The sequence below is a fragment of the Nocardia sp. NPDC003693 genome, from assembly GCF_053981095.1.
On the sequence record NZ_JBSFNO010000004.1, the window covers coordinates 214077 to 231272 of the forward strand.

18 protein-coding genes and 1 tRNA gene are annotated in these 17196 nt (G+C 66.7%); 6 read left to right on the top strand and 13 right to left on the bottom strand.

Features of this window, described 5'->3' with window-relative positions; translation table 11 throughout:
- Positions 1 to 78: 78 nt before the first annotated feature.
- The 6 genes from ACWDOP_RS07845 to ACWDOP_RS07870 all read right to left on the bottom strand — a co-directional run bounded on the left by ACWDOP_RS07845 (position 79) and on the right by ACWDOP_RS07870 (position 7925).
- Positions 79 to 2094, bottom strand: a complete 2016-nt coding sequence (locus tag ACWDOP_RS07845; protein WP_456344491.1) for a TerD family protein — start codon at positions 2092 to 2094, stop codon at positions 79 to 81.
- 242 nt (positions 2095 to 2336) lie between these two features.
- The gene (locus tag ACWDOP_RS07850; RefSeq protein ID WP_456344437.1) at positions 2337 to 4544 is read right to left on the bottom strand and encodes a GAP1-M domain-containing protein; all 2208 of its coding nucleotides are present in this window, start codon (positions 4542 to 4544) and stop codon (positions 2337 to 2339) included.
- Complete coding sequence (locus tag ACWDOP_RS07855; RefSeq protein ID WP_454201413.1) at positions 4541 to 5731, bottom strand: hypothetical protein; 1191 nt, start codon at positions 5729 to 5731, stop codon at positions 4541 to 4543. The genes ACWDOP_RS07850 and ACWDOP_RS07855 overlap by 4 nt, the downstream gene beginning before the upstream one ends.
- Before the next feature lie 10 nt (positions 5732 to 5741).
- Positions 5742 to 5885: a hypothetical protein gene (locus tag ACWDOP_RS07860; protein ID WP_454201412.1), complete on the bottom strand. Its 144-nt coding sequence runs from the start codon at positions 5883 to 5885 to the stop codon at positions 5742 to 5744.
- A gap of 3 nt (positions 5886 to 5888) precedes the next feature.
- Positions 5889 to 6983, bottom strand: coding sequence for a serine/threonine-protein kinase (locus ACWDOP_RS07865; RefSeq protein ID WP_456344438.1), 1095 nt, complete (start codon positions 6981 to 6983; stop codon positions 5889 to 5891).
- A gap of 147 nt (positions 6984 to 7130) precedes the next feature.
- Complete coding sequence (locus ACWDOP_RS07870) at positions 7131 to 7925, bottom strand: phosphatase PAP2 family protein (protein ID WP_456344439.1); 795 nt, start codon at positions 7923 to 7925, stop codon at positions 7131 to 7133.
- A gap of 139 nt (positions 7926 to 8064) precedes the next feature.
- On the opposite strand from ACWDOP_RS07870, the gene ACWDOP_RS07875 reads away from it, so the two are divergent.
- Positions 8065 to 8137: transfer RNA gene (locus ACWDOP_RS07875), tRNA-Ala, on the top strand.
- 656 nt (positions 8138 to 8793) lie between these two features.
- On the opposite strand, the gene ACWDOP_RS07880 is transcribed toward ACWDOP_RS07875, so the two are convergent.
- From ACWDOP_RS07880 to ACWDOP_RS07895, 4 genes are all read right to left on the bottom strand, one after another.
- The gene (locus ACWDOP_RS07880; RefSeq protein ID WP_456344440.1) at positions 8794 to 9618 is read right to left on the bottom strand and encodes a hypothetical protein; all 825 of its coding nucleotides are present in this window, start codon (positions 9616 to 9618) and stop codon (positions 8794 to 8796) included.
- A gap of 312 nt (positions 9619 to 9930) precedes the next feature.
- On the bottom strand, positions 9931 to 10257 hold the full coding sequence (locus ACWDOP_RS07885) for a hypothetical protein (protein WP_456344441.1): 327 nt from the start codon (positions 10255 to 10257) through the stop codon (positions 9931 to 9933).
- The gene (locus ACWDOP_RS07890; RefSeq protein ID WP_456344442.1) at positions 10254 to 10511 is read right to left on the bottom strand and encodes a helix-turn-helix domain-containing protein; all 258 of its coding nucleotides are present in this window, start codon (positions 10509 to 10511) and stop codon (positions 10254 to 10256) included. Before ACWDOP_RS07890 ends, ACWDOP_RS07885 begins: the two co-directional genes overlap by 4 nt.
- A 6-nt stretch (positions 10512 to 10517) precedes the next feature.
- The gene (locus tag ACWDOP_RS07895) at positions 10518 to 10694 is read right to left on the bottom strand and encodes a hypothetical protein (protein WP_456344443.1); all 177 of its coding nucleotides are present in this window, start codon (positions 10692 to 10694) and stop codon (positions 10518 to 10520) included.
- A gap of 182 nt (positions 10695 to 10876) precedes the next feature.
- Here ACWDOP_RS07895 and ACWDOP_RS07900 point away from each other — a divergent pair, with 182 nt between their 5' ends.
- From ACWDOP_RS07900 to ACWDOP_RS07910, 3 genes are all read left to right on the top strand, one after another.
- A complete protein-coding gene (locus tag ACWDOP_RS07900; RefSeq protein ID WP_456344444.1) occupies positions 10877 to 12103 on the top strand; it encodes a helix-turn-helix domain-containing protein in 1227 nt (408 codons plus the stop codon).
- Between the two features lie 91 nt (positions 12104 to 12194).
- Complete coding sequence (locus ACWDOP_RS07905) at positions 12195 to 12461, top strand: hypothetical protein (protein ID WP_456344445.1); 267 nt, start codon at positions 12195 to 12197, stop codon at positions 12459 to 12461.
- Positions 12458 to 13030, top strand: a complete 573-nt coding sequence (locus tag ACWDOP_RS07910) for a GNAT family N-acetyltransferase (RefSeq protein ID WP_456344446.1) — start codon at positions 12458 to 12460, stop codon at positions 13028 to 13030. Before ACWDOP_RS07905 ends, ACWDOP_RS07910 begins: the two co-directional genes overlap by 4 nt.
- 54 nt (positions 13031 to 13084) lie before the next feature.
- Here the strand turns inward: ACWDOP_RS07910 and ACWDOP_RS07915 are convergent, their stop codons facing one another.
- Positions 13085 to 13483, bottom strand: coding sequence for a YunG family protein (locus tag ACWDOP_RS07915; RefSeq protein ID WP_456344447.1), 399 nt, complete (start codon positions 13481 to 13483; stop codon positions 13085 to 13087).
- 151 nt (positions 13484 to 13634) lie between these two features.
- Between ACWDOP_RS07915 and ACWDOP_RS07920 the strand changes: the two genes are divergently transcribed.
- Entirely contained in the window at positions 13635 to 13778 is a 144-nt protein-coding gene (locus tag ACWDOP_RS07920) for a hypothetical protein (protein WP_456344448.1), read from the top strand.
- 291 nt (positions 13779 to 14069) lie between these two features.
- Here the strand turns inward: ACWDOP_RS07920 and ACWDOP_RS07925 are convergent, their stop codons facing one another.
- On the bottom strand, positions 14070 to 14840 hold the full coding sequence (locus ACWDOP_RS07925; protein WP_456344449.1) for a hypothetical protein: 771 nt from the start codon (positions 14838 to 14840) through the stop codon (positions 14070 to 14072).
- A 206-nt stretch (positions 14841 to 15046) separates the two neighbouring features.
- Here ACWDOP_RS07925 and ACWDOP_RS07930 point away from each other — a divergent pair, with 206 nt between their 5' ends.
- On the top strand, positions 15047 to 16189 hold the full coding sequence (locus ACWDOP_RS07930) for a TY-Chap domain-containing protein (RefSeq protein WP_456344450.1): 1143 nt from the start codon (positions 15047 to 15049) through the stop codon (positions 16187 to 16189).
- Positions 16190 to 16199: 10 nt separating this feature from the next.
- On the opposite strand, the gene ACWDOP_RS07935 is transcribed toward ACWDOP_RS07930, so the two are convergent.
- Positions 16200 to 17195 carry a hypothetical protein gene (locus ACWDOP_RS07935; protein WP_456344451.1) on the bottom strand — a complete coding sequence of 332 codons (996 nt, stop codon included), beginning with the start codon at positions 17193 to 17195 and terminating at the stop codon, positions 16200 to 16202.
- Position 17196: the final 1 nt, after the last annotated feature.

Below are 17196 nucleotides of genomic sequence, written 5' to 3' on the forward strand. Positions count from 1 at the left end.
GCCGGACTCTACCACCGCCCAACCCAATCCACCTGCCCCAGAACAACTTTGAGCAAACCGTCCGCAAACGGCGGATCGTCAGGCGTCTTCGTCGTCTCCGGACTCGGCGGCACGCGGCTCGCTTTGCTTGGGTGCGGCGGGAACCCACCCGCGCAGCGGTTGCACGACCGCGCCGTAGAACGCGTCGGTCGCGGCCTTGACGCTCGTGATGAAGCTCGCCGCCGTTCCGGAACGGCCCTTGCCCATCGTGAAGGTCTGCTGCAGGACGAACGAGGTGATGTCCCCGGTTCGCCCGGCCGTCAACGACTTCGGATCCGAGCGCAGGGTGCCGAGCAGCTCGCACGCCGGGGTGCTCTGCCCCGAGAACGCCGCTTCGACCTGCAGGTCGGCGGGTGCGTCCTCGAGCTGCTTGAGCAACCAGGACACCCGGCGGCCCGCGGTGCCCTCGTTCGGTGCGTCCAGCGTGGTCCGGCAGCGCACCTTGTTGACGCGCAGATCGGCGCACACCGTCAGATCGCCCGCGGTATCGGGGATCTGGAACACCGCCTCGAAGCTGCCGTCGGCCGCCAGCCGCTCGGCCACCGCGGCATTGCGTGCGACGGGATCGGCGCGATGCCGGCGGGGCAGTACATGTTTGACGGTGACGCCGAGTTCGGCGGTCAAGCGCAGCGCCAGATGGCGGGAGAGCGAAACCCAGGTGTCGGCGACCGCGAGCGCCTTCTGATCACCCCCGCGCAGCGTGCCCGCGGTGACGGCGTCGCGCACGGCAACCCAGTGCCGCCCCATGTCCACGAACTCCACCGCGCCGGACCGGGGATGATCGAGGTAGCGCAGGAACTCCCCGAGCATCCACGCCTGCAGCGGATCGTCGATACCGCCGTGTGCCTGCAGCATTCGCGCCTCGTGCGCCACCTCCGCCCAGGACAGATGGCGCAGCGCGACCTTGGTCAGCTTGCGGCGGTCCACCTGGACCGGCAGTTCGCCCGCGCTCGCGGGTACATCGTTGGACAGGCTGACCACCACGTCGTACTTCTGCCTGCGCGCGATATCGAGATAGTTCTCGAGCTGCTCGCGCCGGAGCTTGCCGTTGCCGGTCTTGACCTCGAGCAGGCCGGTCCACATGCGACTGCCCCGGGATACCTTGAGCACCGCGTCGGGGATGACCTTCGATTCGCCCCTGGTGTACTGAACCTCGACATAGCCCTCGAAAGACCCTGCCGGAGCGCCGATTCGAGCACACACCGCGCGGGCGAAGGGACGCACCGCCTGCATGGTGGCGATCAGCGCGGAGGTCGCGCGTCCCTCCTGCTCCTCACCCGCGCCGACACCGACGACCGAGAACAGCCGGGCGGGCTGCCAGGATTCGAGCTCGGCGAACTTGAACTCGATCGGCTTGACCTTCTTCGGCGGTTGCTTGGCGGTGCGCACACCGCGCGGCTTCGCGGCGGGTCGAGCACTCGGCTGCTCCGGCTGCCTCGCAACGGGTTCCGCGGCGATCGTGTCACCGGCCTCGATCACGGCCGACTTGATCAGGTTCGCGGTGTCGCCGGTGATCTCGGCCTGTTCCTCGCCGTCGTCGTCCACGGTGACGCCGAAATCCGTTGCCAGTCCGGCGAGCCCGGAGTCCCAGCCCTGTCCGACGGCGCGGATCTTCCAGGCCCCGTCGCGGCGGTACACCTCACCGAAGAGAAAGGCCGACTCGACGGTGGCATCGGCCGTGGCGTACTCGGCCAGCGAATCGCCCGCCGCGTCCACCACCCGCAGGGCGAGCTTGCCCAGATCTCCGAAGGTTCCGGTGGTCAGGCTGCCGACCAGGGCGACGGTGTGCACCTTGTCCGGCACCTCGGAGAGATCGATGGAGATCCTGGCCTGGGCGCCCTCCTCGGTGGCGCTGCGGCCCAGGAATCGCACGGAGCCGTCCGGGGATTCGGGCTGGTTGTAGAAGACGAAATCCTCGTCCGACCCGACCGTGCGATCGGCTCCCAGCAGCAGCGCGGAGGCGTCGACCTCGATCTCCGATTCGGTCCAGCCCAGCACGACGTCGATGCGGAGCGCATCGTCCGGCAGCGGCAGATTCTGACCCTTGACCAACATCGACGTCACAGCGCTCGCCCTCCCGGCAATTCGGTACTCGGAACCGCAGGCAATGACGAACCGACCGGTTCCCGTACCGCCCCCGATTGTCTGTGCCACGCGCGAGCGCGGCACCGCACTGTTCTTCGACGCCCGCCGTCCGCGTGTTACAGGCGTCACATCCGGTCCGGTTCGCGCACAAGGGATTCGGGCAAAACGGGCCGGGATGGGTGTGCCTGCGGCGAGCGTTCCGTCGGGCGGTCTCAGAAGCTGAAGCGTTTGCGGCGAGGTTTGGGAGGGGTGGGGAGGGGCTGGAGGCGTGGGGGGTGGGCGGCGGCGGGGTCGAGGGTCAGGATGTCGGCCACGCGGTGGGGGAGGTTGAGGTGGCGGCGGAGGTGGGGCCAGGCGGGGGTCAGGAGGTCCACCAGGGCGGGGGAGTCCAGGTCCAGGGCGCAGGTGGCGCGCATCAGGGCGTGGGGATTGATGTTCTCGTGGCGGGCGCAGGCGGTCACCAGGGCGGGGAGGCGGTCGTGGGGGGCGCAGGTCAGGACCTGGGCGAGAATCGCGGCGCCGCTGGTGGATTGGGAGCGTTCGGCCATGCAGCCGGCGACGTAGTCGATGTCGGCGGCGATCGCTGCGTTGAGGATCTCGAAGTGCTCCTCGATGACCAGGCGGTCGTCGACGGCGGCGCGCAGGATGCCCGCCACCTCCGCCTTGCTCCACAGGCCGTCGGTGCGATTGCGGTTGAACACGTTGAGCCGCAAGCCGAATCGGTTCGCGGTGGCAGCGGGTGCGGCGGGCGAGGCGTCGAGCGTCGTTACCGCCTCCAGGGCCTCGGGCAGGCCGAGGCAGCCGCGCAGCCGGCGCCAGGCGGGCTTCAGGGCGGCGACGAGCTCCTCGGGTTCGGCCTTGACCAGGGTGACGGCCTTCATGAGTTCGAAGGCGTCCACGGCCTGGTACTTGGCGCATTCGGCGACGAGCCGGGGCAGCTGATCGTCGGGGGCGCACGCCAGGATCTGTTCCAGCACATAGCGATCACGGCTGTTGCAGGAGACGTTCACCAGGAGCTGGGCGACGATCGCCAGGTGCGAGTGCATGGCCGAGCGCAGCAGCTGGCTCGACCCGGTGTGCACCGCCGGATCGCTGATCTCGGCCCGAATGGTCTCGTACACCAGGAAACGGTCGGGCGAGGCGATGGCGTGCTCACGGAGCGCGCGATGACGCCGCACCTGGTCCAGGATCCGGTTGCGCTCCTCGGTCTCCCCGGTGGCCCAGTCCTTCTTCAGTTGCGGCCATACGACTTTGGCGTCGCTCGCGGACAGTGACCCGTTCTCCAGCCGCCGGAACGAGGACTCCACGACCACCGCACTGATATCGAACCCGAGCTGCTCGGCGACCCGCGTCGCGCGCGCGTGCCCGCGCGCGTCGGCCAGCACGTAGTCGGTCAGCGTCTTCTCGAAGGTGTTCAGCACCACCGTGTGATGGTCGATGGCGGCCAGCGCCGCGGCCACTTCCGGGTTGTCGATCGCCAGCGTCACGGCCCGGCGCGCCACGGCCTGCTCGATGAACCAGTCCGGGCCCAGGGTCGGATCGGTGATCACCCGCACCAACTGCCCGTCGTCCAGCAGCGCGGGTTCGACGGTGCGCAAATGCTGTTGGTAGCACCACTGCCGGACGTCGTGCACGCTGCGCAGCGTCGCGGGCACCGCCAGCCCGGCTCGGCGGTGCGCGACGATATCGCGGCCGAGGCGCGGATAGGTCTCGGCGTCCGCTTCCACGTAACTGTCGGGATTGATGGCATGGCGGCCCGCGGGCAGCGGCGTGTCCCACCCGACCACCGTGCTGATCGTCGGCGCCTCCGGCGAATACTCGGGCCCGGTCGAGAACGTCAACTCCCGCAGCAGATGTCGCGGCAGCACCCCGTACAGCGCCTTCAGCATCGTCACCGAGTCGCGCACCTGCTCGACGTGCAGCGCGATCGGCGGCCCCTGCCCGGCCAGCCGCGCGAGTACCGCCCCGACCAGCACCGGCAGCCACGGCTGCTCCTGCGATGCCGCCGCGGCGCCCTCGAACAACGCCTCGTCCGGCTCCGCCGCGGCCACGGGCCAATGCTCGGTCGGCGACACCCCGTCCTGCAGCGAGGTGACCAGCGCCCCGGATTCGAAGAGCCGCAACGCGACACCGCCGTCGAACGCTCCGCGCTCACCCGCGACCAGGTGCGTCACGCAGGTCCCCGGCCGCACCTCGGAGGGCGTCTTGAGCCCGGCCACCGCGATCCCGCGCGCGAGGGTGAACTCCAGCACGAATCCCGGCGCGTTCTCGACCGGCGACACCAGCTGGCCGAGCTCGCGAACCGTGGATCCCAATGCCGCGGGCCAGTTCCCGGACCGCGCGACCACCCCGACCCCCGCGCCCGAGGACTCCAGGTTCACCAGGGCCCAGCCGCACACCAGCTGCGCGTAACCCGTCATGCGCGGATCCGCAGGTCGTCGATCATGTCGAGCATGTATACCACCGGGTCGGCCGCTCCGTAGGGCTTGAACACGGGATAGGTTCCGTCGCTGCGCTTTCCGCAGCCCACCGCCGACACCGGGAAGTACATGTTCCACGGGAAGTGAATGCTCAAGGCCGAATCCACCGCCGGGAACAGTCGCCGCACCAGCCCGCGCGTGATCTCGGCCCGATGGGTGATCTGCGCCGGGTCGTAGGAGTTACCCGCGCCGTTGGCGCTGATCGGGCTGTCCGCCCAATCAGCGGGCGGCGCGACCATGTTGATCTCCGGCAGCGGAATCAGCGACAGCAGATCGGTTTTGGCGATAATCGTGGACACGTGCACGCGCGGCGGTTCGATCTGGCGGTCGATGGGGAACGAGTTCGCCGCCCGCCACAGCTTGGCTATCTGATCGATCATCAGGGTCGTGCGCCCGACCGTCTGCGAATGCTCCACGGCGTTGGTCAGACTCTCCTGATCCTCGTCGCCGGCGTGCTCGCGCATGAGCGCGAGGTACTGCTTGTTGAGCGTGGACGGCACCACGAACCACAGGAAGTCCGCCACCGTGAGATGCGGGCTCACCCGCGCCGCCACCGCGCCGTCGGCGATGTCCTCACCCGCGACGTCGATGAACGCCAGGTTCACCGCGCGCGCCGAGTGCAGCGAATACGCCGTCACCAGAATGGGTTTGCGCTGTTCGAGCCCGGCCCACACGTGGCCCTGGGTCTGCCGCTGGGTCTGCACCGTGATGCCGTCCGAGCGCTGGGTCATGTCCATGGTCATGCGCCGCGGCCCGGTGGCGTCGAGCGCGCGCCGGTCCAGCAGCCGCGCTTCGAGCTGGGTCCACAGGCTCGCGGATTTGGGCGAGACGATGAACGAGTACCGGCTCGCGAGGTTCGGGTCGTTCATCATCGAGTGGATCATCGACACGATGAGATGGCTTTTCGACGAGGCGGATTCGCCCACGAAGCCGATCACCTTCGTCGGGTGGTCCAGGGTCACCGGATCGAGTTCGCACCCGCGCGGGCAGCGCAGATTCAGCTTGTCGAAATAGGTTTCGATCTGCTTGGCGTGCCCGCTGTTGCGCTGGCGGATCACGGTGTACCAGCGGTTGTGCTCGCGGTCGTACTTGAACTCGGTGAGACAGTTCAGGCACACGGTTCGCATCGGCCGCACCTCAGCTCAGCACGGCGATGGTGAGCAGCACGATCGTGCAGCCGAAAGCGACAGCGCCGACGCGGAACGCGCGGCGCAGCCAGGTGGAGGCCCGGGAGCCGGGATATACGTAGAGCTGCCACCCGGCGCCGGTCGGTCGATTCACTGCTCAGCCTCCCACGAAGTTCACGACCTGCACGCACACCCAGGTGAGCAGGATGAAAGCCAGTCCGCCCGTGAGGATTCCCACGGTGACGGCGGTGGCCAGCACGCCGCCGATGATGCGAAAGTCGTCGCGATGCAGCCCGGCGAGAATCCGCTGGCGGGATTCGATCATCGGCGCGGTCAGGAACTGCCAGGTGGTGTGCGTCGGCAGCGCCGGGGCCGGCGGCTCGGGGTCGAGATGGCCGGTGTCGCCGGGCGTCAGCAGGGTGGTCTGCATGCGTTTGGTGGTCTCGAGTTCGGGCGGGGGATTGCGAACCGGGCGCATGGCCCGGTCGATCGCCTGCCGGAACAGGTGCTGGAACTCGGCCGCCGAGCGATGCCGCAGCGCCGGGTCCAGCGAGCGGGCGCGATCGAGTTCGAAGCGCAGATCGGTGGGCAGGGGCTCACCGCCGTAGGCGAATTCGAGGGCCTCGGCGCACACCACCGCGAAGGAGTAGACATCGCTGAGGTGGGTGATCTCGCCGTGGTGCAGGTATTCCGGGGCGGCGTAGGGCTGGGTGCCCAGGGCCCGCTGATCGTGGGTGAGTCTGCGCATGGTGGCGCGCATCTCGATGGCGATGCCGAAGTCGGCGAGCTTGGCCGGGCCGTCGCGGCAGATCATGATGTTCTCGGGTTTGATGTCGCGGTGCACGACGTGTTTGGCGTGCGCGTAGACCAGGCCCTCGAGCGCGTCGGTGAGAATGCGGAAGAGCGCGGGCAGGGAAGTGTTTTGCTGGTCCCGCAAATACTGGCGCAGGTTTCTGCCGTGGATGAATTCCATGACCAGGAACGGGTAGCGTCTGCCGTTCTCGGTGAAGATGCCGGAATCGTGGACCATCACGATATTGCGGCAGTTCATCTGCGCGGCGATATGGGCTTCCTGTTCGAAGCGCTGCCGCTGTATTCGCTCATCTCGTTCGAGCGGCGGCAGACTCCCGGAATCGAGCACCTTGACCGCGACCTGGCGGCGCAACTGTCTGTCCCACGCTCCCCAGACCTCGGCCATTCCCCCTCGGCCGACGAGTTCGCGGAGCTCGTAACGGTTATTGATCAGCCTCAAGCGCGTGCGATCCCTCCACCCCGGATGGTTCGCCGGCCGGCCTCCTTGGACGGCTTGTCGGACGAACCAGAATCACCGCCGAGTGTACGCGGGCGTCAGAACGGCCGCCCCGATATTTTCTTCCGCCCCAAGTCATCTGACGGCCATTCAGCGACGATTGAAACCGTCTGTTTGGTTGGTCGCGTCATCGTCCCCGCGGGTGCCTCGAACATCGTTCGGCGCGGTTCGGGCCTGCGGTTTCTCCAGCGCTGCGGAATTTCCGGCACCGCCCTTGTCCGGCACGGCGGTGTATCGCGGCCGCCAATGGGCTTGCGCCACCGCGGCAATGGCGACCGCGGTGCCGCCGAGAATGGTGCCGCCCACCACATCGGTGAGCCAGTGCACCCCGAGGTATAGCCGAGTGAGGCACATGGTGATGACCAACACCACCCCCAATGCGACTGCGCCCCAGGCCCGCAACCGCCCCGGCCGGGTGCTCAGGTACGTCAGCAGCACCACGCCCACCAGCGCGGTGGTGGCCCCCGCGTGCCCCGAGGGAAACGACATGTTGGTCACGACCGTCATCCGGGTGTCGGCCGGCGGCCGCGACCGGTCGAGCACCTGCTTGAGCATCGCCCCCGCGAACGCCGCCCCCGCGACGGTGCCTCCGATCAAGACCGCCGCCCGCCAGTCCTTGGCTCGCCACCCCACGAATACGGCAACCGCTGCTGCGACGACGGTGGCCCGCCCCGGGTTCCCGAAGAACGTGAACTCCCGAGCCGCGGTACTCCACCCGTCACTCCGGTGCGCGACGAACCACTCCAAAACCCCCACGTCCCACCTGGTCAGCCACCCGCCCGCAACCACCTGCGCGGCGACGATGACGAAGAGCCCGACCCCCATGAGCACCCACCGCAGTCGCAGAATGCCCCCCACGACCTTCTCGCCCCAACCGTGTCCCATGTAGCCCAACATTAACCCTCTCGCCGGCTCGTGCTCGCGGTCTCGCCCCACGGCCGGCACCCGGGTCCACGCGATTTGCCCTGACCCCCAGGTCATGGTGTAACTTCATCCCCGCACTCGGACACCGAGCGCAGAGTTCGGGGCTATGGCGCAGCTGGTAGCGCACCACACTGGCAGTGTGGGGGTCAGGGGTTCGAGTCCCCTTAGCTCCACAACGAAAAACCCTGAATCCCAACAGGATTCAGGGTTTTTCTCGTTCTGGCGGATGTCCTGACGAAACCATTTGTCCTAGATGTGTCCTAGCGGTTACCAACGGCCGCTGACATCGTGAGCGCGGCGGCTGCGAGTCGGTCGTCGGATACGCGGCCGTAGACCGCCTGCGTCATCCGTTCTGAATGCCCGTGCCATGCCGCCACGACGTCCGACGCAACGCCCATCTGCCGCATCCGCGACACCGACGAATGCCGGACGTTCCGCAGCGGGATGGTCCGTAGCCCGGCTCGAACAGCCCGCCGCGATTGCTCCTAACGCGGCGGGTGCGGGCCCGCAATCCTTGGGATCGGTGTCGGCGTTGCAACCTGAATCGGACACGGGCGATGTTGTGGACATCGAGGGTTGGCGGCTTCCCCGGACCCACCGCTGCGGGAACGCCCTCGATCGCCGGACGCTGCGCTAGTCCGTCTGACGCACCCTGCCACGATCACGACCTGCACTATCCGAATTCGACACGCCAGGGAATTTGACCGAATTTTCAGAAGACCGACGTACACCGGCCGATCAGTACGCTCGATCCCGGTGTTGTGTTCCCGATGGTGGACGCCGCCCTGGTGACGCGGAACTCGCCCGGGCGACGTCCGTCGTCTACGGGTCAGGCGTCAGCGGGTACCGGCTCCACTGTCGGGGGCACCGCACGCCCGATTGCGGGAAGGCCGTCCACGGCCTCGTACTGATCGAGAACCCGGTCCATCGCGGGCCGCACCTTCGACCGGAACCCGGCCAGTTCCGCACTGCCGCGTTGGAGACGTGGCTCGAACCGGTCGATCATCTGAACGATCATCGCGACGCACGCCACGGCGTTGTCAGCGGTGAACACCCCGAAGTGCCAGTCGACGGACGCGTTGACGTCCGGGCGGTACACCGGCTCCTTGAACTCCGATCCCGGATGAACCGCCGCGTCCCGGATCGTGAACAGCTGCGTGATCCGCTTCTTCGTCTCCTTCGACGTCGCGTTGTCGAGTTTCAGGTGGTATCGGAACGTCTCGAACACCTGCGAGTGGCGGGGTGTCCGGTTAGTCCGCCATCGGTCGGCGTCGGGGTGCTGCGGCGACCGCGCCTTCACTGACGCGTAGAACGAGTCCACCGCGAACGCTGCGGCGCACACCGCACGCATGGAGGACCGGAGTTCACGGATCATTGCGGCGTCGATCGCCGGGCCGTCGTCGGCGGCTACCGCCGCCGGGATCAGGGCTGCGTACTGACGGACGTCGATCACGGCCTCGATTCCCTCGGCGAGCCAGTAGGGCCACATGTCCGTTCGTAGGTGGACATCGACCGGCGCAGCGGTCGTCTCGCCGGTGTCAATGTTGACTTCGATGTGGAACGGGCCGATCCGCAGGTCCGATCCGTCGGTGACGGTGATTCCCCGCGTCACGCGCTGTCCGCCATCAGTCGCGCCGCCATGTTCGTCCGTCACAGATCACACCCTATTCCGGGCGTCCGACATGTGTCTGACGTGGGAGAACAAGCGTTCGACCGTGTCCTAGAAGTGTTCTAGGACGTTCGATCACTCGTTCGCACGCATTGGACATATTGGACGTAATGCATTGTGTGCGTCGACAATTCAATACGGTCTAGACGGTGTGATACAGCGGATTACGCCCTGGCAGTGTGGGGGTCAGGGGTTCGAATCCCCTTAGCTCCACTCCTCGTGTATCTACACGAACCGACTCCGTTGGGGCTGGAATCGCACAGGCGATTCCAGCCTCAACGTCGTTTCGGGGGTCGGTCATTCGGCGGGGATACGGGTGTTGCGAGCGGTGTATCTGGCGCCGGTGTCCACGCAGACCACGTCGGTGATCTTGACCAGTGCCGCGATGTCACCGGGCGTGAAGTGGTTCGCGCTCGGTGCGATCACCTCGTTGGCGTCCACGGCGTAGGCGAGATTCATCAGGCGGTTGACCATCGCGCCGCCCGGTCGGCCTGGGTCTCCGTAGTACATCAGAATCAGTGACCGCCCGAACTCGGCGGCAAGCGCGTGGATGCGCGCCTCGTCTTCGGGTCGTACCGGTCCGCACAGGTCAGGACGGAGGAATCCGATCGCGTAGCCGGTCATGGTCGTGTCCCCGCGTAGTCGCTGTAGACGGGTCGCGTGATCGCGCGCCGGCCGCGGTCGGTGCAGCGCCATCGAGTGGAGCCCTGGGAGGTGCCCAACACCAGTCCGATACGCGACAGCCGGAGCAGTGCCCGGTGCACCGATGTTTCGGGCAACTGAGTCGCGCGGCAGAGTTGCCGCACCGTCAGTGAATGTGACGAGTCCAGGATCGAGAGTGCGCCAAGTACTTTCGCTTCGGGCTCGGTGAAGGCCATTGATTCTCACCCGGCCCTGTAGACCGGGACGTAGTTGCGTGCCGATTCGGCGGCGAGCCCTGCCTGAATACCGGCGACGGTCAACCGCTTCGAGCGGTGAGCGCGATCGGTGTCGGGTAGCGCTCGGCTCCGGAGAGAAACCAGCACTAGCGCGATGACGGTGGCGACAACGATGATTTCCATGTCGGGTGTTCTCCATGTCCCTGGAAGGTGTTGGAGTGCACCCGGCGCCGGGGACCGGTGATCTGACCGACGTCGGGCACTGTGGAACGTATGCCCGGCCGACGCCGCGAAGGGGTACGAACGTACCCCCAATGCCGTTACGCTGGCGATTGTCGTGAGAACACGACCAGGAGGTGGTCCCCGTGAGTGGTTCCGAAGGTCCTTCGAAAATTGGTCAGCGAGTCCGGTTGTACCGGGAGCGCGCCGGAATGGCGCGGCCGGTACTGGCCGCGCAGATCGGCCGGTCCGCCGAATGGCTGAAAGCCTTGGAGAACGGCAGAATTCAACGGACGCCGAGCCTCGAACTGCTGTTGCGCGTCGCGCGCGTCCTCGATCTGGACGACCTCGCCACCCTTACCGGGGATGATCACGCCGTACCGGTCACCGTCTTCGCGGGGGAACGGCATTCGGCTCTCTCCGATGTACAGGCCGCCCTGACCGATTACCGCATCACCCCCGATGACCGGCCGATCAATGCGGAGCACCTTGCCGAGCGCCTCCGCAAAGCGTGGCGGATCCGCCACTCCAGCCCCGACCACCGCTCGCAACTCGGTGCGCTGCTGCCCGGCCTGATCCGAGATGCCCAGACGGCCGCGCGTACAGTCGAAGACCGTCGTGCCGCCCGCCGAACCCTGGCCGGCGTCTATCAGCTGGCCGACTTCTACGTCGCCTACCAGCCCGCCCCCGAGCTGGTCTGGATGGTCGCCGACCGCGCGGTGAACGAGGGCTACGAGGCCGACGACCCCTACGTGATCGCCTGCAGCGCGTGGGCGATGGTGCAGGCGCTTCGCGAATCCGGCCGGTGGGAGGAGGCAATCGCACTGGCCCGCAACGCGATCGACCAACTCGCTCCCTACCTGACCCGCCCCGAAACCCCCGACGACTGGCACGGCATAGCCGGAGCGCTGGAGTTCGAGATCGCCCACGTCCACGGCCGCCGAGGCCGCTCCGGCGACGCCTGGCATGCCCTCGAGCAGGCCGGCCACATTGCCCAGCAGCTCGGCCCCACCTACCGCCACGTACAAACCAGCTTCTCCCAGCCGGTAATGGCCGCACACGCAACAACTCTCGGCGTCGAACTCCGCCAGCCCGGCGAGGCCCTGCGCGCGTCCCGCTCGATCGCCCCCGACCACATAGTCTCGGTGCCACGGCGTGGCCGCCACCTCATCGAGGTCGCCCGTGCCCACATGCAACGCGACGAGGACACCGCCGCCCTCACGATGCTGGTGAAGTCGGAACAGACTGCGCCCGAAACGATCCGATACAACGGCTTCGCCCGCGACATGCTTAGGGAGCTGTTGAAGAAGCCGCCGACGGGTATGCGCAGCGATGTTCGCGACCTGAGTCAGCGCGTGGGCATCCGTACCTGAATCTGGCTGCAATAGCGAGCTGTCAGGGCAGGTGCGGTACCTGCCACAAGCTGAGTAGGCTGAATCGGTACCAGCTCTCAACCACAGTGACGTGCTCTACGGTGCCGCGTCCCATCAGGAAGCGAGCACACGCAATGCGATTCATCTCAGCGCGTGGTCGGCCGCAGCGCGGGCGCAGATCGGTGATGTCGGCGGCGCGGTTGATGAGGGATTGCCGGTCCTGGCGAGCCTTGCATCCGTGTCGTCCACGCGAACCCTGAAGGTTCTCGAGCCCGTCCGATCGGCAGTCGACGGGCTCGCGCTCGGTGACGAGTTCCGCGGCCGGTTCGACTCTCTCACAAAGGCGATCGCATCATGAGTACACCACTGGCCGGGCTGACATTCGAACACTGCTCGGCCACGAGGGCACGCGAAATCCGAGAGGTCGTCGAGGATATCTACCGCCGGTCGTACGTTGACGCCATCGCATCGGGCGACTCGTTCGAATCACCAGCCGAATTCATGCGCAGGTTCGATGCCTATACCGACCCCGCCCGCGGCAGCGGGTTCGAACTGGTCCTCGCATATGTCAACGGTGCGCCTGCGGGCCAGACCTGGGGCTGGCCACTCGGAGTAAATGCGCGGTGGTGGTCGGGGCTCGTGCTCGACGAGGGTGATCACGACGAGTTCATCGCCGAGGACGGAACACGAACCTTCGCCCTCAGCGAGATCATGGTGTGCGCGGAGTACACCGGCCATGGACTTGCTCGCGTGCTGCACGACAAACTGCTCGCTGCGCGGTCGGAGCGCCGTGCGACGCTGCTCGTCCAGCCGGCCAACGAGCGCGCCTACCAGGCATATCGCAAGTGGGGGTGGCGGAAGGTCGGTGCTTTGCGCCCGAGTTGGCCTGATGCGCCGCATTTCGACGTGCTCATTCGCGAGCTGTAGCCGCATTCGTTCGTTCCGGAGGCAGCGGAGTTGCTCAGGATGTGGATGTCCGAACTAATCCTGCCGGGGGAGATGGCCCGTGACGCGCTCACGCAACGCCTCATACCGCCGTCTCGTGCTGTCGTAAGACAGGCAGTACTCGCGAGTCGAGGCGAATTCCTTCGTTTTCGGCCTTGGATCCGAAAACCGGGTACCCGTGGGGAACTGCGCTCGCGTCAGGTCGACGACCCTGCCGGCGACACTATTGAAATAGTGCGAAACCTGCTCGCCACCGGGCAATGTCGCAGTTGTGTGGAGGATCTCTCCGCCGAGGTAGTCCTGAACCACGCAGGCGGTGACCGCGCACTGGCCCTTCGCGCGATTGACCTCGGACCAGCCGGACCCGGCGGCCGTGTCAGCCGACCACGACTGCTCTACAGCGTTTCTCAGGGCTTCGAGGGATGCCGCTCCCATGCCCGAAACGGTAGCTCGGTCGAACCGTGGCGACGAAAGGCATTGGAGAATTTTTGGTTACAGACGCGCCCACCGCACACATCGTTGGTGTCGGACGCCCCGACACGCGTAATATGTCCCGCAATAGAGCAATTGTGCGAGGAGGCGAGTGATGGGCGTGTTGATACAGGGACCCAGCCGCGTCACGCGGGTGACACTCACGTCGGAGCAGATCGCCGAGCGCCGTCGAGAAGTCGAGAAGATGCTGAAGCGGAAACCTTCGCGCACCAACGCGGTTCTGAAAGCCGCCAAATAGCGCGGTGGCCGCCGTTGGGCAGCGCCCGCTGCCCGAGTAGCGGCCGCTGCTCGGCGGCAATCCACATTCCCCCGGGCGGACTGTCGGGGAGCAGTCTCTGCGTTTCCGGACCTTTCCGCCGGTTCCGTGACCGACCGGTCGAATCGCCCATCGGGTGGCCACCCGACGTCTGTACTCTTCTCCCGCAGGTCCGCCGGGTCGTCCGGCATGAGGAGATTACGCAGCGCGTCCAATTCGGGACGCGACCGGATGTGCGCGGGGATCGAGCGGCAAGGGGCTCGTGCCCGAGAATCAGCCGATCGGGCGGCGGCGCACCAGGTTCATCAGGCCCGTGCAGACGTTGCCGAATGTCAGTGGGATCCACATCATCAGGAGCTCGCCGGTATCCCAGTTGGGTGCGCGATCCAGGAACCATCGGATGTATCGGTCGGGGTTCTGCATTGTGCGGGACGCACGAATACGGTCCGGATGCCGGATGACGGCATCACTGCGCAGGATCCACGGATCGTCGTCGTCGATCACCAAGTCTCGGCGGTGTGCCACTTCGGTCAGCGCGTCGAGTATGTATGCGGGAGCGACCCGGCCGTCGACGTGAGGGTAGTACTCCGGTGTGAAACGAGTGAGGGTACCGAAGGAAATCGGCGAGGACGCGACCGCGTTGTAGGCGAGCTCGTGGCGAGCGAAGGTAAGACGCGTTCGCAGTATCTCCTGCGTGAGAGCGGTCGCGAGCGGCACCATGGCCCGGTAGTGCAGTCTGCTCATCACCGCGCACGACACCACGAGCAGCTTGCGTCCCGACACCGGTATCGGATCGACCGTGAAGTTCAGGAAGGCCGCGAGTTCGCCTGAGGCGCCATAGAACAGGTGCAGCCGCGTGTCATCGAACAGGCGGTGCTCGCGAAACTCGGCGCGAGTGTTCCCGACGACATGCTCCGACCAGACTTCGAACGTCTCGTCAACGATCGCCTCCCGCTCCCGCTCGGGCAGCTCACCGAAGATCACCCGGCGACGACGATGAATGCGCTCTTGGGTCCGCCGGACCGGTTCAATTGTCGAATCCATAACGCGTACAGCATCATCGGGTGCCCGACCATGGTCAACTTCGGATGCCCCGAAGCGGTGGGCGGACGCAGCCGTCGCCCGGTTAACTGGGCCGAGTCGCAGCCGTAGGGCGCCGCCGAGGTACCTCCGGGGAGGCTTGCCGAGCCCTGCTATAACCGATGCCGAGAACCCCTCGGTCGGTGAAGGGTTCGAACCGGGGAGGGTTCATGAGCAAGTACTGGAAGCACGACCTGCGCGAGGCTCGAGCACAGGAAGCCTTCGACGTGAGCGACTTCGATCCATCGCAATTCACCGTCACCCGTACGTCTTTCGAAGACGGGCGGACGGTTGTCGAGACGATGTCGATGGAGGACCTGTTCTCATCGTCCGGGGGCAGCCCGATGGCGGAGACCGCGGGGGTGCGCAACGAGTTGTGGGAGTGGTTCACCGACGCCCTCGCCTACACCCTGTTCACCTTGCCGGCGAACAGCCGGTTGATGATCGGGAACGTCGTCGGCGGCGAGACCGACAGGTTCGCGCGGTTCCTCAGGTTCGACGAATTCCTGATGTGCGAAACCGCGCTGGCCGCAGACAGTGCCCAGTCGGACCCGCAGCGGCGGCGGGGGAGCGTCGACATGTGGAACTTCGGGGAATGGGCCGAACCGCAGCCCGAAGAGGGCATGGACAACTGGTTCCGCATGATCCCGTGGCCGGGAGCGTACGCGGAATTCCGCGCGGTCGCCGCCGCCACCGTGGAGGCGTTCCGATTCGTCAGTTCCGCGGAATGGCCGCAGGAACTCGCGTGCGCCGCCTTCGATCTGGAGACGGACGCGGACATCGAGACTCGGCTGCTGGACGCCGAGCCCGTCGACGGCGAGATCATCGCGAATCTGCCCGAGGAGCGATTGCGAAATCTACTCGGAATCCATCGGGAGATAGTGGAGGTTGTCCTCGCCGCCGATGCCGCCGGGCAGAACCTCCGGATCGAGGTCGCGCGCTCGCGGGCCGAGCACGCGGAAGTCCTGGTACTCGCCGAAGGCGATCGCTGGCCCGCCGCGCGGGAGCGGACCCTGGACCTGATCGCGCAGACCGGCCCGGCGAGCCTGCTCGCCGTGGACGTGGTGCTCGACGTACCCGCAGACGCCGACGTGAGCGACCACCTGGTTCTCCGGGAGTTCGGTGAGGACAGCGCCTACCAGGGCTCACGCGAATACCTGGACGGGATGCTCGCCGCCGACCCGGATTTCGCCGCCGCGCTCGAAACCCGGCCCGCCTTGGCGGCGGCGATGCGGGCCGGGACGGTCGATATCGGATACGAACTGATCGCCGTCCGCGAGGACGGCGACTACTCGGTCTACAGGTACCTCTAGACCCGGCGGTTCAGTTCATCTTCCCCTGCATCGGAATATAGATCTCCGCCGCTTCCACGAACCCGCCGCCGATCCGCGCCGCCAGCGCGAGAGCCTCGTCGGTCTTGCGCAGCGCGGTCCGGAGGTAATCGTCGCCGTCCTCCTCCTCGGCTAGCAGCTCGTCGGAATTGCGCGCCAGCCACTGGCGGGTCAACTTCACCGCGGCGGGGCTGACGTATCCGCCGACCTCGTAGTTGGCCGGAATCGTGTAGTTGGCTTGCCATTCGAGTGATGGGAATTCCGACTGCAGCATGCCGAGCAACGCCGAGTTGTCGACCAGGCCGGAGTAGCCGTCCAATTCGGCGGTGCGCTCGAGCAGTGTCGGCCACGCCTTTCCGCGCTGAATCCAGCCGGGCAGGATGTACGAGAGAAATTCGACCAGCACGAATTGCAGGTTCCCGACCAGGATGTCGCCCGGATCGGCGCGCTCGCCGTCCGGCTTGACGAACGGCTGCCCGGACCGCAGTGCGCGAACAGCGTTGCGCAGCAGCACGATATGGCCGCCGACCTCTTCGGCGAGGTGGTGATCCGCGGGCAGCGTGCCCTCCGTATCGGGCCGCACGTGGCCGGGCAGCCGCCGATCGAGCAGCGACAGCTGATGCGTCGCGAGCTGATCCACCTGATCGACCGTGCACCGGTTGTACTGCAGCACCGCCTCGGCGACATCCTCCGGCGACTGCGCGGTAATGAAATAGGGGCGGCCCCACACGTACAGGTGCGGGTCGAAGCCGTCATTGCCGCCGAGCGCCTGCATAGCGCCCAGTGCCCACCCGTTCGCCCGGAATCGGACCTTCGCCTGTTCCACCCCGAACCTGATCAGATCATCCAGATCGCGTTCATCCCCGTACCCCGCGATGTACGGAAGCACCCTGCTCTCGATCATCCGCATGTCGATCGCATGAAAACTAACGTCATACCCCATAAATGCCAGACAGTACCCGGCCCGGATTGGAACACGTTCGGCCACT